This window comes from Butyrivibrio sp. INlla18 (assembly GCF_900103635.1).
Classification (GTDB): domain Bacteria; phylum Bacillota; class Clostridia; order Lachnospirales; family Lachnospiraceae; genus Butyrivibrio.
The window spans coordinates 29,649-55,271 of sequence record NZ_FMXK01000020.1 but is presented as its reverse complement, the minus strand read 5'-3'; the positions used below and the strand labels follow the sequence as shown (position 1 = coordinate 55,271).

Annotated in this window: 18 protein-coding genes and 1 riboswitch; of the genes, 16 read left to right on the top strand and 2 right to left on the bottom strand. The window is 39.9% G+C overall.

Annotated features, from left to right (window positions below; genetic code table 11):
* The first annotated feature begins 43 nt into the window (after nt 1-43).
* Together BLS24_RS13410 and eno are read left to right on the top strand one after the other, a co-directional pair.
* Nucleotides 44-2,986 (top strand): hypothetical protein, encoded by a 2,943-nt coding sequence (locus BLS24_RS13410; RefSeq protein ID WP_091760186.1) that lies wholly within the window; start codon nt 44-46, stop codon nt 2,984-2,986.
* A gap of 147 nt (nt 2,987-3,133) precedes the next feature.
* Nucleotides 3,134-4,435: a phosphopyruvate hydratase gene (eno, locus tag BLS24_RS13405; protein WP_091760183.1), complete on the top strand. Its 1,302-nt coding sequence runs from the start codon at nt 3,134-3,136 to the stop codon at nt 4,433-4,435.
* Nucleotides 4,436-4,481: 46 nt separating this feature from the next.
* On the opposite strand, the gene BLS24_RS13400 is transcribed toward eno, so the two are convergent.
* Nucleotides 4,482-5,531, bottom strand: a complete 1,050-nt coding sequence (locus BLS24_RS13400; RefSeq protein ID WP_091760179.1) for an ATP-binding protein — start codon at nt 5,529-5,531, stop codon at nt 4,482-4,484.
* A 234-nt stretch (nt 5,532-5,765) separates the two neighbouring features.
* Here BLS24_RS13400 and BLS24_RS13395 point away from each other — a divergent pair, with 234 nt between their 5' ends.
* Nucleotides 5,766-6,272 carry an O-acetyl-ADP-ribose deacetylase gene (locus BLS24_RS13395; protein ID WP_091760176.1) on the top strand — a complete coding sequence of 169 codons (507 nt, stop codon included), beginning with the start codon at nt 5,766-5,768 and terminating at the stop codon, nt 6,270-6,272.
* On the opposite strand, the gene BLS24_RS13390 is transcribed toward BLS24_RS13395, so the two are convergent.
* Entirely contained in the window at nt 6,269-7,243 is a 975-nt protein-coding gene (locus BLS24_RS13390) for a helix-turn-helix transcriptional regulator (RefSeq protein WP_091760173.1), read from the bottom strand. The two genes, BLS24_RS13395 and BLS24_RS13390, sit on opposite strands and share 4 nt — an antisense overlap.
* Nucleotides 7,244-7,607: 364 nt before the next feature.
* Between BLS24_RS13390 and BLS24_RS13385 the strand changes: the two genes are divergently transcribed.
* The 13 genes from BLS24_RS13385 to ychF all read left to right on the top strand — a co-directional run bounded on the left by BLS24_RS13385 (nt 7,608) and on the right by ychF (nt 25,623).
* Nucleotides 7,608-9,065, top strand: a complete 1,458-nt coding sequence (locus tag BLS24_RS13385; protein WP_176764441.1) for an extracellular solute-binding protein — start codon at nt 7,608-7,610, stop codon at nt 9,063-9,065.
* Between the two features lie 133 nt (nt 9,066-9,198).
* On the top strand, nt 9,199-10,110 hold the full coding sequence (locus BLS24_RS13380) for a carbohydrate ABC transporter permease (protein ID WP_242872309.1): 912 nt from the start codon (nt 9,199-9,201) through the stop codon (nt 10,108-10,110).
* Nucleotides 10,110-11,024 carry a carbohydrate ABC transporter permease gene (locus BLS24_RS13375; RefSeq protein ID WP_242872308.1) on the top strand — a complete coding sequence of 305 codons (915 nt, stop codon included), beginning with the start codon at nt 10,110-10,112 and terminating at the stop codon, nt 11,022-11,024. The genes BLS24_RS13380 and BLS24_RS13375 overlap by 1 nt, the downstream gene beginning before the upstream one ends.
* A gap of 24 nt (nt 11,025-11,048) precedes the next feature.
* The gene (locus BLS24_RS13370) at nt 11,049-13,043 is read left to right on the top strand and encodes a right-handed parallel beta-helix repeat-containing protein (RefSeq protein WP_091760163.1); all 1,995 of its coding nucleotides are present in this window, start codon (nt 11,049-11,051) and stop codon (nt 13,041-13,043) included.
* Between the two features lie 232 nt (nt 13,044-13,275).
* The gene (locus BLS24_RS13365) at nt 13,276-15,054 is read left to right on the top strand and encodes an ABC transporter ATP-binding protein (protein WP_091760159.1); all 1,779 of its coding nucleotides are present in this window, start codon (nt 13,276-13,278) and stop codon (nt 15,052-15,054) included.
* A gap of 2 nt (nt 15,055-15,056) precedes the next feature.
* Complete coding sequence (locus BLS24_RS13360) at nt 15,057-16,790, top strand: ABC transporter ATP-binding protein (RefSeq protein ID WP_091760209.1); 1,734 nt, start codon at nt 15,057-15,059, stop codon at nt 16,788-16,790.
* A gap of 130 nt (nt 16,791-16,920) precedes the next feature.
* Nucleotides 16,921-17,022: riboswitch (purine riboswitch) on the top strand.
* Between the two features lie 144 nt (nt 17,023-17,166).
* On the top strand, nt 17,167-18,426 hold the full coding sequence (locus tag BLS24_RS13355; protein ID WP_072700060.1) for a BMP family ABC transporter substrate-binding protein: 1,260 nt from the start codon (nt 17,167-17,169) through the stop codon (nt 18,424-18,426).
* A gap of 99 nt (nt 18,427-18,525) precedes the next feature.
* On the top strand, nt 18,526-20,058 hold the full coding sequence (locus BLS24_RS13350) for an ABC transporter ATP-binding protein (protein ID WP_091760156.1): 1,533 nt from the start codon (nt 18,526-18,528) through the stop codon (nt 20,056-20,058).
* Nucleotides 20,059-20,060: 2 nt separating this feature from the next.
* Nucleotides 20,061-21,161, top strand: coding sequence for an ABC transporter permease (locus tag BLS24_RS13345; protein WP_091760153.1), 1,101 nt, complete (start codon nt 20,061-20,063; stop codon nt 21,159-21,161).
* Complete coding sequence (locus tag BLS24_RS13340) at nt 21,161-22,153, top strand: ABC transporter permease (RefSeq protein ID WP_091760150.1); 993 nt, start codon at nt 21,161-21,163, stop codon at nt 22,151-22,153. Before BLS24_RS13345 ends, BLS24_RS13340 begins: the two co-directional genes overlap by 1 nt.
* A gap of 40 nt (nt 22,154-22,193) precedes the next feature.
* Entirely contained in the window at nt 22,194-22,772 is a 579-nt protein-coding gene (locus tag BLS24_RS13335) for a xanthine phosphoribosyltransferase (protein ID WP_091760147.1), read from the top strand.
* 262 nt (nt 22,773-23,034) lie between these two features.
* Nucleotides 23,035-24,330: an ATP-binding protein gene (locus BLS24_RS13330; RefSeq protein ID WP_091760144.1), complete on the top strand. Its 1,296-nt coding sequence runs from the start codon at nt 23,035-23,037 to the stop codon at nt 24,328-24,330.
* A gap of 195 nt (nt 24,331-24,525) precedes the next feature.
* Nucleotides 24,526-25,623, top strand: a complete 1,098-nt coding sequence (gene ychF, locus BLS24_RS13325; protein WP_091760142.1) for a redox-regulated ATPase YchF — start codon at nt 24,526-24,528, stop codon at nt 25,621-25,623.

The window sequence follows — 25,623 nt, the reverse complement described above, 5'->3', positions numbered from 1 at the left end:
TCGGTCATTTAGGCAGTAGTAATAAACATTAAAGGGGAATGCTATGAGAAAAGTAAGGACAGTGGGGAAGAAAATCCTGGCTTTGATCAGTGCGGTCGTAGTCGTTGCAACTATGATCGTACCAGGGAAAATGGTTAAAGCCGCAGACTTAGGAGAACTTCAAAATGGAGGAAGTACTCAGCTAAGCGTAGGGGATACGGTAACACTTAAATGTTCCAGTAACTATGCCTATAATGGCAGAACAGTTGAGTGGAGCATGGATCAGGAAGGTATCGTAGAGATTACAGATACTGATGACGGAGATTCCTATAGTTCCATCACAAGTGCAGACATCAAAGCAGTAGCGGCTGGTAAAGTTACTGTTACAATGCATGCAGAGGATTACTGGGGATGGTACAAGGATGATGAGGTTTTTGAAATAGAGGTAGTATCTGATGATCAGGAAGATCCAGAACAGCCTGAAGAGCCAACAGAACCTACAAATCCAAGTGAGCCAACAGAACCTGAGACCCCAGTGGAATCAGACAAGGCAGAGCTTAAAGTTAGTGATGTTTCACTTTCTGGCGGAGCAATCGTTATTTCTTTTAACTGTACAGGAGATGAGCTCTATAGCGTAGTACAGGCGGGACTTAAGGTAACAGTTGGGGAAAAAGAGATTTTCTATGAGCCTAACTACAGTTACTACGGAAATAACAATGTAGGAACATATATCAAGAGCGGTAACGGAATCTATTTCTATCCATCTGACTTTGCAGAGGGAGAGAATGTTGTAACACTAGTAGCAGCAGATCAGACTATCAAATTGGGCGTAAAAAAGACTACAACTGATCAGGGATGGTTTGGAAATACATATGAGATAGAGACTTTTGATGTAAAAGAAGATAGCGAAGGTGGTAATGAAGAGACACCAGTTATCAAGACACTCTATATTAGACTTGTAGGTGCCTTTGAATCCAAGATGGTTGGAGAAGAGGATATTGATGCTGTATCAAGTGCTACAACAGTATCTTACATGCCAGAGCAGACAAACTCTGTAAAGCTTCAGGCAGCACTTGTAGAGAATGTAGAAAAAGCTGAGGACGTAAGCGAATCTGATTGGCATGAGCTTAGCTTCTACAATAAAGAAGAAGGCGCTATTAAGGTAAACGAAGATCCAACTAAAACAAAGATAGTAATCGAGCCAGACTGTGAAGGTATTACAGCCGGCTATAACATCTTTACAGGTGACGTGGTCTTACAGGGAACACCTAAAAAAGAAGGGACCTATAAGGTATATGTAGTATTTACAGATAACGAAGGAAGAACTGCTACAAGTAATTCTGTAGATTTCAAGGTAAACTCTCAGCATGAGAAGCTTGCCGACAAGCTTACTTTGGAAAATTGCACCAAGACAGCAGATGGTAAATATATCTATGACCAGGATCCATGGTATCTTGAAGAGTTTGGCGAGGACACAGTCGTAGTTCCAAAAGAGATAAAGGCATGGTTTGGTTCACATACAATGGGAACATATTCAGAAGTTGGAGAGATCATCTCACTTACTAATGGAGATGAGCCAAAGCAGACACTTATAGTTCCTGATGGCTGCGACCTTACCCTTGTAAATGTAAGAGTTCATAGCGGCGTTAAGATCATTGTTCAGGGCGGTGGTAAGCTTACTATCAGACAGTCCACCTTAGAGGGAATTGTTGAAGTAGAAAATGGCGGAACCTTCTCTAGTGACTATTCAGGCTACGGTGGAAAAGGCTCTTTTATCTACGGATCAACAGTAAATGGACAGATCAGATTAAAAGATGGCGCAACCATCGAAAATGCAAGGATCATCTCAAAGACTAATTACTCGGTAAGAGATGATATGAATAGAAGAAATCAGGAGCCAGTCGTTGTAGTTGATGGAAATGTAAATGTCAAAGGAGATGTTTACATTCTTGCAAGCGAAGCTCCTAACGGCTCTTATGGACAGTCAGGACTAAAGGTAAATGGAACGCTTAATATTCCAGCTGGTTCAAGTGTTGCAGTTTATGGCGGTGGTGAGTCACATCTTACAGCTAAGGGCGGAGATGCAGTAGTTATGAATGGCGGTCTCATACAAGGCGATGGTAATCTTATTGCTGTTGGCGGCTTTGGAATGAATATCACAGGCGACAGGTCACTTCTTGGAGGCGGCGCAGCGATTTCGGGAAATGGCTCTGTGGATGTTAAGAATGTGTACGTTGAAGGTGGTTCAAGCTTTGATACTGTGAATAAGACAGTTCAGGGAAATGTTCTGGTTTCAACAAGGTCAGATGTTACAATGGTCAGTGGTAAAGCGACAGGTGAGACCAGCGATAAGTACTGGCACGGAACAGGTGATGAGAGTACTATTCCTGTTGTGAGCGCATATTTTGATGAGGGCAAGCTTTCTGCACCTGAGGTAAAAGAGAATACGAATAAGACTGAGAACACTGAAAAGAAGGATGCTTCTCAGAATAAATCTTCAGATACTTCAAATGATACTTCAAATAAAGCAGATGGAAGCGGCAACTCAGAGAGTACGGAGCGTTCAGATAGTAGCAATTCAGATAATGGTCATAGTAATACTATAGGTAATAATGTGACCACTCCTACAAACACTGCTAAGGCTTCTGTTCTTGGAGAGAATAGGGGAGAAAATATAGCTCAGGTTGCTAAGAATGACATGGCAAGTAATAAAACAATTCATACAACTTCTGCTAAAGCGCCTGCAATCGATACCTCTGATAAGTCAGAGGAAAAAGTGGATGATGCTTCAGATAACGATAACAGCGTTGAAAAGAAGGAAACTGTAGAAACTTCAGATAAAGAAATCACAGAATCAGAAACTCCACTTGCTGACGCAGTTGTAACACCAGCAGATGATGCCAAGAATTTCCCAATAGTAGCTACGTTAGTAGCAGTTGCTATCTTAGTTATCTTTTTTGTTGGAGCTAATACACTATTGAGAAAACAAGTCATGAAGAAGCATTGACGTTGGAAATTCAGTAATATAGAATAAACATTGTTAGCAGAAGCTAACATGTTGAGTAAATCATGTGAATTCCTCTTTTTATAACGGACCTATGAACCAGTTATGAGAAGAGGAATTCTGTGTTTAATAACGAAAGGAGCATTAGAAATGAATTACTTGGAAATTGAAAAGGTTGTAGGAAGAGAAATCCTTGATTCAAGAGGAAATCCTACAGTTGAGGCAGAGGTTACACTTGTAGATGGAACAGTAGCTACAGGTACTGCACCTAGCGGAGCTTCTACTGGCGAGTTTGAGGCTCTTGAGCTTAGAGATGGTGACAAGAACAGATACCTTGGAAAGGGCGTAACAAAGGCAGTAGAAAACATCAACACAGTTATCAGTGATGCAATCGTTGGACTTGATGCATCAGATACATATGCTGTTGATGCGGCTATGATCAAGGCTGATGGAACAAAGGATAAGTCAAAGCTTGGAGCAAATGCTATCCTTGCAGTTTCAATTGCTACAGCTAGAGCTGCTTCAAAGGCTTTAGAGATTCCTTTATACAGATTCCTTGGCGGCGTTTCAGGAAACAGACTTCCTGTACCTATGATGAATATCTTAAATGGTGGAGCACACGCTGATAGCGCAGTAGATACACAGGAGTTCATGATCATGCCTGTTGGAGCACCATCATTCAAAGAAGCTCTTCGCTGGTGTGCAGAAGTTTTCCACAACCTCAAAAAGCTAATCAAGGACATGGGAGACGTTACAGCTGTTGGTGACGAGGGAGGATTTGCTCCTAATCAGTTAAAGAGCGATGAAGAGGCTATCGAGAAGATCCTGGAAGCTATCAAGGCAGCAGGCTTTGAACCAGGAAAAGACTTCATGATCGCCATGGATGCAGCTGCATCAGAGTGGAAGAGTGAAAAAGGAAAGGGCTTCTATAAGCAGCCTAAGTCAGGAAAAGAGTTTACATCAGACGAGCTTATTGCTCATTGGGAGAGCCTTGTAGATAAATATCCAATCATTTCTATCGAAGATGGTCTTGATGAAGAGGATTGGGAAGGCTGGCAGAAGATTACAGCAAAGATTGGTAACAAGGTTCAGCTTGTTGGAGATGACCTCTTTGTAACAAACACTGAGCGTCTTAGCAAGGGTATCAAGCTTGGCGCAGGTAATTCAATCCTTATCAAGCTCAATCAGATCGGTTCAGTATCAGAAACACTTGAAGCTATCAAGATGGCTCATAATGCCGGCTACACAGCTATTTCATCACATCGCTCAGGTGAGACAGCTGATACAACTATCGCAGATCTTGCAGTTGCTCTTAACACATGCCAGATCAAGACAGGTGCACCTAGCCGTTCAGAGCGTGTTGCCAAGTACAATCAGCTCCTTAGAATCGAAGAGATGCTTGGAGACAGTGCAGTATATCCTGGAATGAATGCATTCCATGTTTGTAAGTAATGAGATAAGAAAACCTCAGATGCTAAAACATCTGAGGTTTTTACTATTATATTTCCATCTGCATATTGTTTACGAAAGTATCGAATCTAGGGAGTTTATATTTGATAATTCCTCTGGCAGATACATCAATAAGACCCTTGTCTCTTAAGCGTTCGCGGTACTGCGAAAATTCATTTTTCTTTTGACCTGTGATTTCAAGCAGTTCTGATACAGGCATAGATTCTTTTTTTACTATAAAAGACATGAACCACTTATCTTTTTCTGATAGTTCAGACCACATCTTTTTATATACATAGTGGCTTAATGCATCATCAAACTTAAGCATTACTGAATCAGTGATCTCGTGATCTTTTTCATCCCAAATGTATTTTCCAAGAGCCTGATAAGCAAAAGGATAACCTTTTGTGATAATGGCCATATCCATTGCCTTCTCTCTTGAAATGCCAAACAGAGTAGAATACCTATCAGCTATAAGGGTGAGATTTAATGGTTCCATCTCATATTGAGGAGTTCTGTACAAGAAGGTAAGATTTTTTTCATCCTTTAAGTCACTGATATTTTCATAAAGTCCTGCCATAAGTAAAAAGACAGGAAGATTTTCTCTTATAAGAATCTGAAAACTACTTACGAATTCTCTCATGTAAACGGTGTCTGATACTTCATCAACTGATACAAGAAGCTTTTTCTTTTTTCTCTTTATTTCTTTTATCAACAATTCGAGAGCAGATTCTATGTCAGCAACAGGAGATTTGGTACTTATATTAAGACCAATTCCAAATTTTGAAAGATTTAGATTTGCATCTACGAATTTAGTCATGAATTCTCTGCTGTCATAGAGCTTGGCAACAAGACTTTCAAGCATATTGCGCTCAGCGTTAAGTCTGACAACTATCCAGTCATCAGATTCAGATATTTTTTGCTCTATTGCGGTCATGGTAACGGTTTTGCCACTTCCTCTGGTACCTGTTAGCATAAAGCAGTTATTCTGAGAATCGTCTTCGGTCATATCCTGAACTATTTCATCTATGAGAAATTCTCTACTGATATATTGTTTTGGAACTTTGCCAAAATTAAGAACGAAGGGGTTTCTTTCCATGTATCAAGCACCTCCTATATACTCTTATATACTTCTATATACTTTTAAAAAGCTTATATACTTTTATATACTCTTATATACTTTCAAATTAATTATATACTCTTATATACTTTTGTCAAAATGCAGTCTCTTAACTTGCGGGTGCTAAACTTGAAACTATTTCTAATTTAATGGAAAATGAGTATTAGGATTTGAAAAATGTACTAATTTCGAAGGAGCATGCGAGTAACTAATATGGATAGAATAAAATATTATGTTGGTGATATAACTGTTCTTCATGTAGATGCTATCGTAAACGCAGCCAACAGTTCACTACTTGGTGGAGGTGGCGTTGATGGAGCTATTCATAGGGCAGCAGGACCAGAGCTCTTAGCTGAGTGCAGAACTCTTAATGGCTGCAGAACAGGTGAAGCCAAGATCACAAAGGGCTATAACCTACCAGCTGGGCACGTGATCCATACAGTTGGTCCTATCTACAGCGGAAAACCATCAGATCCAGAAGATCTTAGGAATTGCTACTATAACAGCTTAGAGGTTGCTAAATCTAATAATCTTCATAGCCTAGCGTTTTCAGGCATATCTACAGGAGTCTATGGCTATCCAAAGAAAGAGGCAGCTAAGATTGCTATTACCACGGTAAAAGAGTGGCTTAAAGAAAATGAAGGCTACGATATGGAAGTTACCTTCGTGCATTTTTCAAAAGAAGATCATCAGATATATCATGAGCTTATGGAAGTTTAAGTTTTAGCAAAATAAGGATTTGCAGTAAGCGGGTGCTTGGCCTCATTTAACATTCTAAATTGTGAGGGCGGGTACCCGGTACTTTTTTTGAAGGCTCTTGTAAATGCAGTGCAACTTGCAAAGCCTGCCTGAAAAGATATATCAGTAATAGAAAGCTCAGGATTAGATAAAAGAGTCTGAGCATAGTTAATACGCATCTGCTGCAGATACTGGTAGAAGGTCATTCCGGCGTATTCGCTGAAGATCCTTTCAAAGTGATACTTACTAAAACCAGCATAAGTTGCGATGCTTTCAAGACTTATATTCTCGGCAAAATGTTCTGAGATATAAGAGCACACATTACTAAGTGAGATAGTGTTCTTATAAGCTGATGAAACAGAGACAGAATCTGACTCTCTAAAGGTGCTTATGTTCTTGCAGCAGAAAGCGATAAATTCCAAAAGGATAGAATAAATCTCAAGTTCACCATATAGAGGAAGCTCAGAAAATAAAACAACATTTTCATCGTCTTTTTCCCCATCTCTTAATCGAATAGGTGGAGCAGAGCCAAAGTAAAGCTCCATGATCTTATTTAGATAATCGCAGACCTTACTATATATTTCTGGAGGACAGGTCTTTTTCTTTATATGTAAGGCTGGAGACATGAGTCGAAAGGCTTTGTCTATTTCTTTTAACGAAATAATGCCAGAAAAATCTGCCTGAATGTAGATCCGTGATCCAGGAGTAGGGGAAAAGATCTCATGTAGAACCGCTGGGCAGATGAGGAGTATATCATCTATCTCTACATCATAGGTCTGATTGGAGCATACTACCTTGTAAGGGGCCTCTTTTGGCCATATGATCTCAACGTCATTGTGCCAGTGGGGCGGAAAGTCAGTGTGGAGCCTGTTGATGAACATCCTAAGGTTGGTGCCAACTTTGTGCTGAATGTTTTCTTTTGCGCATGCTGCAAGGTCTAAGTCGCTTCTCATATTCTGTATATTCTCCTGAAGTAATTATAGAGATGCTAAATAGGTTAAAAATTGCTATGGGTAAAATACATATTGCCTAATAGCAATAAATGTATTCTGAAGATTGATGTAAATTATAACATATTCTTGCTTGATAAAAGCAATAAAAACCGACATTTTGATGTAAAAAGCAATATAAATCAAAAAAAACATTAATAATATGCATATCAAAATAGCAATTATGGTATGGTTATTAGCAACTTTGCACAAGCCAAAAAATATGAATCATTATAAAGTTGTATTAACAAATGATGATCCAATTGTTTCGAAACAAGGATATTCTCAGACTGTACAAAAACAAGGTATTTTATTAGGAGGATACGGTATGAAAAACAAATTTTTGGCTGTTTTGTTTGCGTCAGTACTTGCTGTAACAACACTTGCTGGCTGCGGATCAAGTTCAGCGCCTGCATCAGGAACATCTGATAGCAAATCATCTGAAACAAAGACAGAAACAACAGAGACAACAACAGATACTGCTAGTGCTTCAACAGGTAAGCAGACAGATGGAAAGAATCTTCCAACTCTTACAACAGAGCCTTTAGAGATTCTTCTTTGGGATATCGCTACAGATGATCCTGGAAAATCAACACAGGAAGCAGCAGTTCAGAGATTCATGGCTGATTATCCTAACATCAAGGTTACTCAGGTTCATCAGCAGAATGATAACTACAAGCAGCAGCTTGTTGTTGCTATGAGTTCAGGACAGTGTCCTGATATGTACATGCACTGGGGCGGCGGTCCTATGGCTGAGTATTACAAGTCAGGTCATGCGATCGATATCACAGATATGTATGCAAAATATGATCACCCTGAATTTATTGATGCTGCTATAGCTCAGTCTTCATATGATGGAAAGCTTCTTGCTATTCCTTTCGGTGGACTTTCTGGATGTGATATCTACTATAACAAGACAATCTTTGCTGAGCAGGGAATCGAAGTTCCTGAAACTATCGACGAACTTGAGGCAGCTTGCGAAAAGCTTAAGGCAGCAGGCTACATTCCATTCTCACTTGCAAATGCTTCTAAGTGGACAGGTTCAATGTACTACATGTATCTTGTAGCTCGTCACTCAGGAAATGCTGAATTCGATGCAGCTTATACACAGGAAAATGGTGGCTCTTTTAACAGCCCAGCATTCATCTATGCAGCTGAGAAGATTCAGGATTGGGTAAGAAAGGGATATTTCCCAGATGGTGTTAACTCTCTTACAGCAGATGACAACCAGGATAGAGCACTTATGTATGATGGCTCTGCAGCAATGATGCTTCATGGTTCATGGCAGTCTTCAGGAATGAAGAACGACAATGAAGAGTGGTACACACAGAACATCGGTGTATTCCGTTTCCCAGAGGATACAGAAGCTAAGGCAGCTGGTGTTCCTCAGAACGTTGAGATCGGAACAGCTATTGGTAACGGATTCTCATTCAACTGCTTCAAGGAAGATGGTTCTATCGACCAGGAGAAGCTTGATGCTTGCTACGTTCTTGCAACTCAGTACTACAACGATGATACATATAATCAGATGCAGGTTGCAGTAGGTGCAATCCCTTCAATCAAGGGCTACGGTGCTGATACTGTTGATGACCCTAACGATAAGGTTGTAGCAAACGTATTCTTTAGCGCATCAAACGTACAGCTTTGGTATGACCAGTACCTTCCAGCATCTGTTACAGAAGTTCACAAGAACTGCATGACAGAACTCTTTGGTCTTGAAAAGACTCCAGAAGAGATTGGTGCGGAAGAAGATGCAGCAATGCAGAAGGCAATAGCCGAACAGTAAGACGAAGGGGAACGTCTTTACTGTAGTCTTATAGAAAATAACTGCTCGCAGGATATAGAGCTTCCTGCGGGCGGTTTTTCATAATCACTAGTTGAGAATGTTTCGTCTTATAGGCGGCAGGGAAGGAGCTAATGTGAGTAAAGGTAAAAAAGAAGGGCTTGCTCAGGCAAAAGCAAAGAGTACAGCCAAGGCAGCAACTGTGTTCCTGTTGCCAGCGCTTTTGCTGATAGCAATATTTATCGTATATCCTGTAATAGATACATTTGCCATAAGTGGCTACAAATGGAATGGTATATCTACGGATAGAATATTTATAGGTTTTGAAAACTGGAAAACACTTATACACGACGAGATGTTCTGGAAATCCTTCAGACATAATCTGACTGTAATGGTTTTCTCTATTCTTTTACAGATTCCTATTGGAATGCTACTTGCAACTTTCCTTGATGCAGGTGGCAAGAAGTTTAATATCTTTAAGATCATCTGGTTTTTACCATATCTTATGAGTTCTGTTGCAATCGCGTTTCTTTTTATATACGCACTTGCAACTAATGGAGGTATCATTTCATCTCTTGCAACACTTATAAATGGTAAAAGAACTACCGTCGATCTTCTTGGAACATCTCCAAACGCTTTATTTACAGTTATTGGGGTAATGGCATGGCAGTTTACACCTTTCTATATGGTATATTTCATTGCCGGTTACGGAAATATCGATACTTCCATATATGAGGCAGCTATCATAGATGGCGCTACAAGAGGCCAGTATATCCGCCACATTGCTATACCTCTTTTGGGACCAATCTTTAAGACTGCATGCACTATGTCACTTATTGGATCTCTTAAGTATTTCGATATGATCTGGAATATGACTCAGGGTGGCCCTTCAGGCTCCACAGAGCTCATGGCTACATATATGTACAAGCTGTCGTTCCAGCAGTTTAACATGGGATATGGTTCGTGCGTAGCAGCAGGAATGTTCGTTCTGATCACAGCTATAGCACTGCTCTTTAACAAAGTATTCAAGGTTAAGGAGGATTACTAATGATAATCACACATGAAAGTGAACAGAATATGGTAGCTTTAGACAATAATCAGGATACTACAATTGAAAATGAATATAGAAAGTCCAAGATCAAATCTAGGATTGCTTGGACAATTGCTTTTATATTTGCACTTATACAGTTAGTGCTTACACTTACACCATTTTTCTTTATGCTGATCAATTCCTTCCGTAAACAGTTCGATATGCTTCAGCAGGGTGTATTCCATTTACCAGATCCTTGGTATTTTATGAACTATGTAGAAGTTGTAACTCATGGCTTCTTTGGATTCTTTTTTAGAAGCGTAGTGGTAGTTGGTATTTCTTTGGTACTTATGCTTATTATTTCAGCTTTTGCAGCCTATCCACTTGCAAGAATGAACTTTAAGCTTAATCCATTCATCTATGCGACTATAGTTGCCATGATGTCAGTACCAATGCATGTTACACTTATTCCTATCTTCAAACTTACAACAAATATAGGAATCTATGATTCACTTAAGGCTCTTATTGGACCATATGTAGCTTTCGCACTTCCAATGTCTGTATTTATCCTTACAGCATTTATGAAGACTATTCCAAGAGAGATAGAGGAATCAGCAGAAATTGATGGATGCAATCGCTATCAGAACTTCTTTAGGATGATCCTTCCACTTTCAAAGTCTGGATTATCAACACTGGCAATATATAACGGCGTAGCAATGTGGAATGAGTTTGCTTTTGCAAATACACTTATCATTACTCCTTCAAAAAAGACACTTCCACTTGCGCTTGGTCAGTTCAAGGGTGAGCATTCACTTGATATTCCTATAATCTTAGCAGTTTTGACACTCTCGGTGCTTCCTATGATCTCTCTTTTCATCATATTCCAGGACAAGCTGGTAAAAGGTATGATGGCAGGTGCGGTTAAGGGCTAAACAGACAGCAGAAAGAAGGTATTTATGACAATTTACGTAGACGTTAACGCAAAACACGATGGAAATGGAAGTAAACAGCTGCCTTTCAGAAGAATAAATGAAGCAGCAAAAATTGCATTACCAGGGGATGAGATAGTAGTTGCTCCTGGTGTTTACAGAGAGTATGTAAATCCAGTAAATGCAGGAACAGAAGAAAACAGAATAGTATATAGAAGCGAAAAGCCACTTGGTGCAATTATCACAGGCGCTGAGAAGGTCAGCTCTTGGGAAAAACATGAAGGTGATGTGTGGAAAACTAGAGTAAAGAACAGCATCTTTGGTGAATACAATCCATATACAACACTTGTTTATGGCGACTGGTATTTTGCAACACCAAACAAGCACACAGGCTGCGTATGGCTTAATGATGAAGCTCTTTATGAGGGTCAGAGCGTTGATGAGTGTATCAAAGCAGAAGTTTATGAGTGCTCATGGGTTCCTGAGAAGTCTACTAGAAAGTGGTATGCGGAGCAGGATAAAGAGAAGAACGAAACAGTATTTTATGCAAACTTTGGTGGAGCAGATCCTAATAAGGAAAATGTTGAGATCACAGTTAGGCGTGAGTGCTTCATGCCAGAAAAAGAAGGGGTAGGATTCATTACAGTTAGCGGCTTTAATATCAATAAGGCAGCTACAACATGGGCTCCACCAGCAGCTTATCAGGATGGAATGATAAGTCCACATTGGAGTAAAGGCTGGATCATTGAAGACTGTGAGATCTGGGGCAGTAAGTGCGCAGGAATCTGTGTTGGACGTTACTATGATCCAGAGAACAGCAACTACTATACAACAGAGCATTTAAAGAGCCCTACTCAGATGGAGAGAGACTCTGTATGCCGCGGTCAGTACTATGGCTGGTTAAAAGAAAAAATCGGCGGACATATCATTCGTCGCAATAATATCCACCACTGTGAGCAGGGCGGTATTATCGGACGTATGGGCGGAGTATTTAGTATTATCGAGGATAACCACATTCATCATATCAACAATATGATGGAGCTTGGCGGAGCTGAGATCGCAGGTATCAAGATGCACGCAGCTATTGACGTAGTTATGCGCCGCAATCACATTCACCACTGCACAATGGGAATCTGGTGCGATTGGGAAGCACAGGGTACAAGGATCACACAGAATCTTTTACATGACAATGAAAGACCAGCCTTTGCAAAGCAGCTTAAAGGCGGTATGACCTGCCAGGATATCTTCGTAGAAGTAAGCCATGGACCAACACTTATTGATAACAACATTTTGCTTTCAGATGTTTCGCTTCGTATAGCAACTCAGGGCGTAGCAATGGTACATAATCTCTGCGCTGGCTCTTTTACCATGGTAGGAGATGGTACAACTTGGAGATACACACCATACCATATGCCTCATAGAACAGAAGTAATGGGCTTTATGACTATCCTTCATGGTGATGACCGCATTTACAACAATATCTTTATCCAGAAGTGGCCTTCTGACGACCTGGTTCTTTTGAATGACTCAGAGCCAGACAAGAAGTACACAGAGAATAGAAAGGTTGGAACATACTGCTTTGATGAGTATCCAACTTATGATGAGTGGCTTCCTCAGTTTGACCTTGATGATCCATATCCAAATATGATGAAGCATGACCAGTTCCACTTTGCACATCTCCCTGTCTGGATTGATGGAAATGCCTACTTTGAAGGCGCCAAGGCTTGGGCAAAGGAAAAGAACTCTTTTACTGATGAGTCTGGAAAAGTCTATATAGATGTAGTTGAAAAGGATGGAGGGTACTTCCTTGATACTAACATCTATGATGTACTTAAGGATTTCAAGGTAGATATGATCGATACTGAAGTCTTGGGTAAAGCCTTTGAGCCTCAGCAAAAGTACGAGAATGCTGATGGAACACCAATTACCTTTAACGTTGACTATCTTGGAGAGCACAGAGGTGCAGACGTAATTCCTGGACCTTTTGCAACCAAAGAGGACGTGAAGAAGCAGATATTCTGATGTAGCCGAAATGAGCCCTAGGGACGGAGGTTGCGGCTCATTTTCCAAAAGTATTGAGTTCTAGGGATGCAGTGTGTGACTCACTTTTACAAAAATGAGCCGCAACCTCCGTCCCTAGGGCTCATTTTTATTGAGAAAAATTGTTAGTTGGCAACAACGTAAAGTGTTATCATTATGTATTGAAGTTAGCAATAGCTAACAAATAAAAAGCCAACTGAGGCGGGAGGAGAAAATGGGAGAAAAGAAGAAAAGTGTTATACCGCAGCTGTTTAAGTATGCAGGAAATCACAAGTATTTTACTATCAGTTCCTGGATACTGGCTGCAATAAGTGCGTTATTATCCCTTGCGCCATTTTACTTTATCTGGTGCATCATAAGGGAAGTAGTAGAGGTTGCGCCTGATTTTAGCAAGGCTACACATATCGTATCCTACGGATGGAAAGCTGTAGGAATGAGTGTTTTAGCTTACTTTGTTTATATCGCAGCTCTTATGTGTTCACATGTGGCTGCATTTAGAGTACAGACCAATATGAGAGTATCCTTGATGCAGCATATCATGAAGCTTCCACTTGGATACATCGAGACAGAAGGAAGCGGCAAGATCAGAAAGGTAGTAGCAGATTCAACTGCTGCAACAGAGACCTTCCTTGCTCACAGCCTTCCTGATAAGGCAGTTAGCTATGCTACACCTGTAGGTCTTATAGCAATGCTTCTTATATTTGACTGGAGAATTGGCCTTATCTGCCTTATTCCAGCTGTTCTTGCATTCCTTGCCATGGGCGGCATGATGGGAGAAAAGCTTCAGAACGACATGAAGGAATATCAGAATGCCCTTGATGAGATGTCGGCTGAGGCAGTTGAGTATGTAAGAGGTATTCCTGTTGTAAAGACCTTTGGACAGTCAGTATTTTCTTTTAAGAGATTTAAAGAAGCTATTGATAAGTACGAAGAGTGGACCATCAAATACACAGTTCTTATGAGAATTCCAATGGTTCTTTTCACAACTGCAGCCAATGCTGTATTTGCAGCTCTTATTGTATGTAGCTTCATCTTTACTAGAGGAGGTGTGACAAATACCTTTCTTTATAACATTCTCTTTTACCTGATCATTACACCACTTCTGACTATCACCCTTATGAAGGTTGCCTATGCAGGTGAGAGCGAGATGATAGTAAAAGATGCCCTTGGCAGAATGTACTCTATTCTTGATAAGGCACCTCTTGCAGAGACTACATCTCCCAAGGTTCCTAAGGATAGTAGCATTAGCATAGAAGATATCTCTTTTACCTATGATGAGAAAAAGAGTAATGCTATAGACGGCATATCTCTTGAGATAAATCCTGGTGATCATGTGGCATTTGTGGGACCTTCCGGTGGCGGTAAGACTACACTTGCTTCACTTATCGCAAGATTCTGGGATGTTAATAAGGGAAGCATTAAGATCGGCGGAGTGGATGTAAAGGATATTGCCAGCGATGAACTTATGAGACAGGTTTCTTATGTATTCCAGGATAGCAAGCTACTTAAGATGTCTATCTTAGACAATGTCAGAATGGGTAGACCTGATGCTACTGATGAAGAAGTAGTGAAGGCACTTAAAGATGCCATGTGCTGGGATATCATAGAAAAGCTTCCTGAGGGAATCAATACTATGATAGGAAGCAAGGGCACATACGTATCTGGCGGCGAAGCTCAGAGAATATCAATTGCAAGAGCTTTCCTTAAAAATGCGCCTATCTTGATCCTTGATGAGGCTACAGCTTTTGCTGATCCTGACAATGAGGTTATGGTTCAGAAGGCTTTTGCAAATCTTTCAAAGGATAAGACGGTCATCATGATCGCTCACCGCTTATCTACAGTAGTTGATGCAGACAAGATCTGTGTTCTGACAGATGGTAAGATTGCTGAATCAGGCAAGCACGAAGAACTTATTGCTAGATCTGGCATCTACAGCCACATGTGGAATGAGTATCAGAAATCAGTTAATTGGAAGGTAGGTAAGGGAGCATGAGTATAATAGAAAAAATGCAGCACAAATACGCGCTCTCTGAGCAGGGAGCCAAGGATATGATAAAGGCTATCGGAGCATGCACATTAGCAAATTTTGCTCAGATGATGCCGGTTGGACTTCTTTATTTTTTGACCTGTGATCTATTTAATAGAGAACTTCCAAAGTCTCATATCATGATATATGTAATTGGAACTATCGTATGCTTACTTGCTATTGCTGGAACAGAATACCTTCAGTACAACGCAACTTTCTTTTCTACATATGTAGAAAGTGGTGTCAGAAGGCGTTCACTTGCTGAGAAGCTTAGAAGGATCCCTCTTTCATTTTTTGGTAAAAAAGATCTGGCTGACCTTACAAATACTATAATGGCTGACTGTGCCATGATAGAGACAGCTTCTTCTCACTGGCTTCCTGAGCTGGTTGGAGCTTTTATAGCAACAACACTTGTTGTTATCAGTCTTTTCTTTTATGAACCCAGAATGGCTCTTGCAGCAGTTTGGGTACTTCCTGTTTCTTTTATCATTGTATTTACATCTAGAAATGTAATGCACAAGGTCAACAGAAGAGGTAACAGATACAAGGTTGCCTGCCTTGATGGTATTCAGGAAGCACTTGAGACAGTTCGCGACCTTAAGGCATATAATGCACAGGATACATACTTAGAAGGTCTTAACCAAAAGATCAAGGCTGTAGAAGAGCACAATATCTTTTCAGAGTTTTTGAATGCAGCCTTTGTGTGCAATGCTCAGATGATCCTTAAATTCGGAATTGGTACTGTGGCTATCGTTGGTTCAGCTCTTTTGATAAAAGGAGACATCAACATAGTTACATTCTTCATGTTCCTGTTGGTGGTATCTAGAATGTATGAGCCTCTTCAGATCGCACTTCAGAACTTCTCAGCTCTTATTGCTACAGATACTCAGTGCGAGAGAATGGATGAGATCTTGTCACATGATGAGCAGGTTGGAATTGAGAAGCTTTCTAATAACGGCTATGACATTGAGTTTCAGAATGTTAAGTTTGCTTATGATGACGGCGAGACAGTACTTAGTGACGTTAGCTTTGTAGCCAAGCAGGGCGAAGTTACAGCTCTTATTGGTCCATCTGGTGGCGGTAAAACTACAGTTTCTAGACTTGCAGCAAGATTCTGGGATATTAAGAGTGGCCGTATTACAGTTGGTGGCATGGATGTAAGTCAGATTGATCCGGAGACTCTTTTGTCTATGTATTCAATAGTGTTCCAGGATGTAACACTGTTTAATAACACGGTCCTTGAGAATATCAGGATAGGAAGAAAAGATGCAACGGATGAGGAAGTCAGGGCAGCAGCAAGACTTGCCCACTGCGAGGAATTTATTGATAAGCTTCCTGAGGGTTACAACACTCTCATTGGAGAAAATGGTTCAGAGCTTTCAGGCGGCGAGCGTCAGAGAATATCTATCGCAAGAGCGTTCCTTAAGGATGCGCCTATTATCCTCATGGACGAAGCTACAGCTTCCCTTGATGTTGATAACGAGTCAGTTATCCAGGAAGCTATCAGCGAGCTTATCAAGGACAAGACAGTTCTCATCATTGCCCACCGCATGCGTACTGTAGATGGCGCCGACAAGATTGTAGTTCTCAAAAACGGCAAGGTTGCAGAATTCGGTAGTCCTAAGAAATTAAAAGAAGAAAACGGAATATACAGTCATATGATCTCAATGCAGATGCAGTCAGATAACTGGAAACTTGCGTGAGGGTGTGGACTTGTTGTGGGAGCGGCGATGTCGCTCCCTTTTTGTGAGGGAATTTGTGTAAATTGAAAACTAGTCAAAATTTGCTATTAAAAAGATTAAAAAAAGCTTGTAATCTTGATGTTACTTTGCTAATATAAGCGGGTATTTTATCGATATAGGTCAAATGATATGGATTTGATGTTTCTACCCGGTTACCGTAAATTACCGGACTATCGAGTGTTTGATGCATATACAATAGTTTATTATATTAATTGTTGAAGATATCAAAACAGATAGGCGTAGAAACTTAAGTTCTACGCCTTTTTATTTTGCTAAAAAGACTAGAATATTCATCCTTACAAATGACCTGTGCACGGTAACAAAATAGGAGGATGAGATGAAAAAGATTAAAAAGGTATTGTCAGCAGTTCTTGCTGCAACAATGGTAATGTCACTTGTTGCTTGCTCAAACGAGACTGGAACAGAAAAAGAAGCAGAGACAGCATCTGAGGCTACTGAAACAGAAGGTGCAGAGCAGACAGCTGCATCAGACGTAAAGGTTGGATTTATTTTCTTACACGATGAGAATTCAACATACGATCTTAACTTTATCAACGGTGCTACAGAGGCTTGCAAGGCTGCAGGTGTTGAATATATGTTCAAGACAAATATTCCTGAGGGACAGGAGTGCTATGAGGCTGCATGTGAGCTTGCAGATGCAGGTTGCGATATTGTATTTGCAGATTCTTTTGGTCATGAGGATTACATGATCGAGGCAGCTAAGGAATATCCTGAAGTTCAGTTCTGCCATGCAACAGGTACAAAGGCACATACTGAGAATCTTTCAAACTATCACAACGCTTTTGCTACGATCTATGAGGGACGTTATCTTGCAGGTATCGCTGCAGGAATGAAGCTTAATGAGATGATCGCAAATGGTGAGATCACAGAAGACCAGACAAAGATTGGCTATGTTGGTGCTTACACATATGCAGAGGTTATCTCAGGTTATACATCATTCTTCCTTGGCGCACGTTCAGTTTGCCCATCAGCTACAATGGAAGTAACTTTCACAGGTTCTTGGTATGATGAGACAGCTGAAAAGGAAGGCGCTAACAAGCTTATCGAAGATGGCTGCGTACTTCTTTCACAGCACGCTGATTCAATGGGTGCTCCTACAGCATGTGAAAAGGCTGGTGTACCTGATGTATCTTACAACGGAAGCACAGCATCTGCTTGCCCTAACACATTCATTGTTTCTTCAAGAATTGATTGGGCTCCATATTTTGCATACATCATCGACTCTGTAGCAAATGGAAAAGCAATTGATACTGACTGGGTTGGAACACTTGAGACAGGTTCAGTTGTTCTTACAGACCTTGGAGATGCTGCAGCAGAGGGTACAGCTGATGCAATTGCAGAGGCTGAGAAGGCTATGAATGCAGGAACACTTCATGTATTTGATACAACTACATTTACTGTAAACGGTGAGACACTTACATCATACATGGCTGATGTTGATACAGATGCTGATTACACAGCTGATACAGAAGTTATCACTGATGGTTACTTTGCAGAGTCTGGTTCAGAATTCCGTTCAGCTCCTTACTTCGATTTACAGATCGACGGAATTTCACTTCTTGATACTGCATATTAATTATTACATTATGTAATTTGAGGAAATCTTTGTAGAAGCACAGATAATTCTGTGCTCACAAAGATTTCCTATTTTTAGTCTATAAAGAAATTTTGAAAGGTGATAATTGTGGAAAATAGGGAAGTAGCCATATCGCTTCGTGGCATTACAAAGTCTTTTGGTGATGTAACGGCAAATAGTAATGTTAATCTCGATGTTTACAAGGGCGAGATATTATCTCTTCTTGGTGAGAATGGAAGTGGAAAGACCACTCTTATGAATATGCTTGCGGGAATCTATTATCCTGATGCCGGTCAGATAATCATAAACGGCAAAGAGGCTGTTATCCGCTCTCCTAGAGATGCTTTTGATCTGGGAATAGGAATGGTTCATCAGCACTTTAAGCTTATTGATGTATTTAATGCGACAGAGAATATTATTCTTGGTCTTGAAGGTAAGCTTAATATAAAAGAGGCTGAGAAAAGGATAAAAGAGATCTGCGACAAATACGGATTCGAGATCAATACCAAAAAGAAGATATATGATATGTCCGTTTCTGAAAAGCAGACAGTCGAGATCGTTAAGGTACTTTATAGGGGAGCAGACATTTTAATATTGGATGAACCTACAGCCGTACTGACACCTCAGGAAACCGAGAAACTTTTTAATGTCATGCGCAACATGAAACATGATGGAAAATCCATAGTTATCATTACTCACAAGCTAAACGAGGTACAGAGCATATCTGACAGAGTTGCAGTTCTGCGTCATGGAGAATTCATTAATGACATGAAGACAAGCAAGACCAATGCTCAGGAGATGACTGACATGATGGTAGGCCATTCTGTTTCTCTTAATATTGAAAGACCTGAACCAGTAGATCCTAAGCCTCGCATCACAGTAGAGAATCTTACTGTTGTTGACGAAGAGGGATTAGTTAAGCTTGATGATGTTTCTTTTACTGCTAATACAGGAGAAATTCTTGGTATTGCAGGAATATCAGGCTGTGGACAAAAGGAACTTCTCCGTGCAATTGCAGGTCTTGAGATTGTTAAAGAGGGAAAGATCACATATATCCATCAGGATGGAAGGACAGAGGAACTTCTTGGTAAATCTCCAAGAGAGATATCTGAACTTGGCGTAAAGCTTTCATTTGTTCCTGAAGATAGACTTGGAATGGGACTTGTTGGAAACATGAATCTTGCTGATAATATGATGCTCAGGTCCTATAGAAACGGTAAGTCAAGATTCTTTACTGAGAAAAAACAGCCTAGAGAACTTGCGAGGAAGGTTGTAGATAAGCTTCAGGTAGCAACTCCAAGTATCGACACACCAGTACGACTTTTATCTGGCGGAAATGTACAAAAGGTTCTTGTTGGAAGAGAGATATCTTCAAGGCCTAAGGTACTTATGACAGCATATGCGGTAAGAGGTCTTGACATCAGTTCTTCCTACCAGATCTATGATCTTATCAACCAGCAAAAGAAACGTGGAGCAGCGGTACTCTTTGTAGGAGAAGATCTGGATGTTCTTGTTGAACTTTGCGACAGGATCCTTGTTCTTTGCGGTGGTAAGGTTACAGGAATCGTAGATGGAAGAAATACCGATAAATATACACTTGGATCAATGATGACACAGAAAGGAGAGGCTTAATAATGGAACAGAAAGTAAAAGAGCCTCGTTATCATATTGTAAAAAGAGCAGATATAAACGGCAAAGAAGCGTGGATCATTAGGGTAGTTGCAATTCTGTCAGCTCTTTTGTTATGCGCAATAATCACTATGGTCTGCACAGGCGACAATCCAATATCCATATTTGCAACAATCTTCAAAGGGGCATTTGGTACCCAGAGAAAAACCTGGATAACACTGCAGTATGTTGCTGTTCTTCTTATTATTTCTCTGGCACTTACACCTGCATTTAAAATGCAGTTTTGGAATGTCGGTGGTGAAGGACAGGTACTTATGGGAGGTCTTGCGGCTGCAACTTGTATGATCACATTAGCGGACAAGCTTCCAAATGCAGTTGTGATCCTTCTTATGGTCGTTACTTCTATATTGGCAGGTGCTATATGGGGAGTTATCCCAGCACTTTTTAAAGCTATGTGGAATACAAATGAAACTCTTTCTACCTTGATGATGAACTATATCGCAACTCAGCTTGTAGCGTACTTTACTATAGTTTGGGAAGTTCCTAAGGGATCAGGTAAGATTGGTATCATTAATCAGAATTCAAACGTTGGCTGGCTTCCAAATGTCGGCAACAAATATCTTTTAAGTATTATCGTTGCTACCGTTGTAACCATTGGAATGATGATCTATCTGAAATATACCAAACATGGATATGAGATAGAAGTAGTTGGTGAAAGCCAGAATACAGCTAGATACGTAGGTATCAGCGTTGAGAAGGTTATTATCAGGACCATGTTACTATCTGGAGCAATCTGCGGCTTGGCAGGACTTCTTTTGGTTGGAGGTATTAACCATACGATAACCACAACTATTTCTGATGGTCAGGGCTTTACAGGTGTTATGGTTTCTTGGCTTGCCAAGTTTAATCCGATCGCAATGATCTTTACTAGCCTTCTTATCATTTTCATGGGCAGAGGCGCCAGCGAAATATCTACAGCCTTTGAGCTTAATCAGAGCTTTGCAGATATTCTGACTGGAATCATCTTGTTCTTTATTATTGGATGTGAGTTTTTTATCAGATATAAGATTGTAGCACGTAAAGATTTAGGAAAGGAGAACGCATAATGTTTAGTTTGGTTGCATTTATACCAAGAGCTGTACAGCAGGGCGTTCCTCTGCTTCTTGGAAGTACAGGTGAGACGATCACAGAAAAATCAGGAAACTTAAATCTTGGAATTCCTGGTGTTATGTATGTAGGCGCAATAAGCGGTGTTATAGGATCATTTTTCTATGAACAGTCTTGTGCATCAGGAGAGTTAAATGGTTTCTTTGCAATCTTTATACCTCTTATGTGTGCGCTTATAGGATCTCTTTTAATGGGACTTTTATATTGCTTTTTGACCGTTAGCTTAAGGGCAAATCAAAATGTTACTGGTCTTGCCATGACTACCTTTGGTATAGGTTTTGGTAATTTCTTTGGGGGATCACTCATAAAGCTTGCAGGTGCTGATGTTCCATCAATTTCACTGTCAGCAACTTCTGCTTATTTTAGTAAGAGCCTTCCTTTTGCATCAAAAACAGGCTGGTTTGGCAAAGTGTTCTTATCATACGGATTTTTGGCATATGTAGCTATTATCATTGCATTGATCTGTGCTTATGTGCTTAAAAAGACAAGAGTAGGCCTTCACCTTCGTGCTGTTGGCGAAGATCCTGCAGCAGCGGACGCAGCTGGTATTGATGTAAAGAAATACAAATATGTTTCAACATGTCTTGGTTGTATGATCGCTGGACTTGGCGGATTATACTATGTAATGGATTATGCATGCGGCGTATGGTCCAATGATGCCTTTGGCGACAGAGGATGGCTTGCTATTGCGCTTGTTATCTTTACTATCTGGAAGCCTGACATTGGTATTTTGTCTTCAATCCTTTTTGGTGGACTTTATATTTTGTACTTGTATCTTCCTTCTGGAACACATACTGAGTATAAAGAGCTATATAAGATGATTCCTTATATTGTAACTTTAGTAGTTCTTGTTATTACTAGTATGAGAAACAAGAGAGAGGATCAGCCTCCAAAGAGTCTTGGAACCAATTACTTCCGCGAAGAAAGATAAAGAATTATAATCTTAATATATAGATAAAGAGGATATAGAGATGAATTGTCTTGAAGAGAGAATTTTAAAAGACGGTGTTGTTAAAGAGGGCAACATATTAAAGGTAGACAGCTTCTTAAATCATCAATTGGACGTTGAGCTCTTTGATGAGATGGGCGCAGAATGGGCAAAAAGATTTGAGGGTGTTGAGATAAATAAGATTCTGACTATCGAAGCATCAGGCATAGGTATTGCCTGCGTAGCAGCAAGACACTTTAATGTTCCAGTTGTTTTTGCTAAAAAGACACAGAGCGTCAATCTTGATGGTGAAATGTATACTGCAGAAGTAGAGTCTTTTACCCACAAAAACAAGAACAATGTTATCGTATCCAAAAAGTTCCTTAATGAGAATGACAAGGTTCTCATCATCGACGATTTCCTTGCAAATGGATGCGCATTGCAGGGACTTATTTCAATCATAAATAGCGCAGGTGCCTCAGTAGCAGGCATTGGTATAGCTATAGAAAAGGGCTTCCAGTCTGGCGGACAGATAATAAGAAACTTGGGCTACAGACTTGAATCTCTTGCAATAGTTGACGGAATGGATCCTGCAACAGGGGAGATTAGCTTGAGGAAATGATGACCCGATAAAATCGTAGTTTGTAGAGCTCTTTTTCTGGAAAAAGGCATCGATAAATTCCAGTTTGTCGGACAAAACTAAATAGAACCTTACATAGGCCAGTACCCTGGGGACGCCCAGCAAGTGCTGGTCTATTATTATCCATGAAAAAATTGTGGATATCCGCAAAAATTTCATGTGAATTATTGTAATGCAGGTTAGGAATGTTATAATATATACATGAAAAAAATGCGGATAGCCGCAAAAATGTCGTGAGGTTAAAATGTTTGCAAGAAAGCAGTATTTAGATCAATTAATAAAAAAAAGAGATAATGGTCGTGTAAAAATCATTACAGGAATGAGACGATGTGGCAAGTCGGTATTATTATTTCAACTTTACAAGGAGTATTTATTGTCTGAAGGTGTAAAAGAAAGTAATATTATCACCCTTGCGTTGGATACCTTGGAATATGCAAAATATCGAAATCCTATTGAATTAGATAAATACATTAGAGAAAAGATTATTGATGATAAAAAAAGATATTACGTTTTTATTGATGAAATCCAGTTTGTTTCTGAAATTAGAAACCCATATGTAGATGATCCTGAAGCGAAGATTACATTTATAGATGTGATTATGGGGCTTATGAAGATTACGAATGTGGATGTGTATGTTACTGGAAGTAATTCAAAGATGCTTTCATCAGATGTCTTAACTCAGTTTAGAGATCGAGGCGATGAAATAAGAGTATATCCTTTATCATTTGCAGAGTTTTATGAGGTTTATGAAGGTGATAAAAGAGGTGCATGGCAAGATTATTACACATATGGAGGCATGCCTTATTTAGCAACCTTAAGTACGCATGAAGAAAAAGGAAAGTATCTTAAGGATCTATTTGAAAGAACCTATATTAGAGATGTTATTGAGCGACATAAAATAAAAAATAACTCCGAGGTTCTTGATGTTTTATTAGATGTATTAGCTTCCTCGATTGGCTCGTTGACGAATCCTAGTAAGTTGGCAAACACATTTAAAAGCGAAAGGCAAATTTCAGTTGGATCTGAAACAATAGATAAATACATTGGATATTTTGAAGATTCATTTCTTATAAAAAAAGCTGTCAGATATGATGTAAAAGGACGCAAGTATATCGGTACACCAGCTAAGTACTATTACTGTGATATGGGACTTCGGAATGCTAGGTTAGAATTCAGACAGTTAGAAGAAACTCATATCATGGAAAATATTATCTATAATGATTTGATTCGAAGAGGCTTAAATGTGGATGTAGGCGTGGTTGAATATAATACTAAAGATTCAGATGGTAAGAAAATTAGAAAGCAGCTTGAAGTTGATTTTGTTGTTAATAAGGGAAATAAAAGATTCTATATTCAATCAGCACTGAGCATTGCTGATCCTGAAAAAAGGGAACAGGAAATTGCATCACTTAAACGCATACCTGATTCATTTAGCAAGATAGTTGTTGTCAGAGATTATTTGAAACCATGGCAAGATGATAACGGTATTACTTATATTGGGATTGAGCAGTTTTTATTAGATGAAGAAATCCTGAAATAATAACCTTACATAGGCCAGTACTCTGTGAGACGCCCAGTCGGTACTGGTCTATTTGTTTGATTTCTAGGGTGGAGATATTCCATGGATTGTGATACTATAATTGAGGTTTTGTTCCAACAAAATTGGCACAAGATTATTTTGAAAACGTAAGAAATGGCTTAAAATCAAGCTTTTTAGAAGGAGATATAAGAAAAAATGAAACTAGGCATTGTAGGATTACCTAACGTAGGTAAGAGCACACTTTTTAATTCACTTACAAACGCTGGAGCGCTTGCTGCAAACTATCCATTTGCGACAATCGATCCTAACGTTGGAATTGTAGCAGTTCCAGATAAGAGACTTAAGGCTCTTGGAGATTTATATCATTCCAAGAAGGTTACACCAGCTACTATCGAATTCGTTGATATTGCTGGCCTTGTAAAGGGAGCATCAAAGGGTGAGGGACTTGGAAACCAGTTCCTTGCAAATATTCGTGAGACAGATGCTATCGTTCACGTAGTTAGATGCTTTGAGGATACTAACGTAGTTCACGTTGATGGCAGCGTTGATCCAGCAAGAGATATCGAGACAATTAACTTAGAGCTTATCTTTGCTGACCTTGAGGTACTAGAGCGTAGAATTGCCAAGGTTGCTAAGCTTGCAAGAATGGACAAGACTGCAGCCAAAGAACTTGAGATTCTCGAAAAGATTAAGGCTGTCCTTGAAGATAATAAGATGGCTAGAGAACTTGAGATCGAAGATCCAGATGATAAGGCATTTGTAAACAGCCTTGATCTTCTTACATGGAAGCCAGTTATTTACGCAGCTAATGTTAAGGATGATGACCTTGCAGATGATGGCGCTTCTAATAAGTATGTTGCAGCTGTAAGAGAGCTTGCAGCTAAGTCAGGTAGCGAAGTGTTTGTTATCAGTGCTCAGATAGAGGCTGAGATTTCTGAGCTTGATGAGGATGAGAAGGCTGAGTTCCTTGAGAGCCTTGGACTTTCCGAGTCAGGTCTTGATAAGCTTATTGCAGCAAGCTACAGAACACTTGGACTTATGAGCTTCCTTACATCTGGTGAAGATGAGACAAGAGCTTGGACAATTAAGATTGGAACTAAGGCTCCACAGGCAGCTGGTAAGATTCATACAGACTTCGAAAGAGGATTCATCAAGGCTGAAGTTATCAATTATGAGGATCTTCTTCGTGAAGGATCAATTCCTGCAGCTAAGGAAAAAGGCCTTGTACGTATGGAAGGAAAAGAGTACGTTGTTCAGGATGGAGATGTGATCCTGTTTAGATTCAACGTCTAA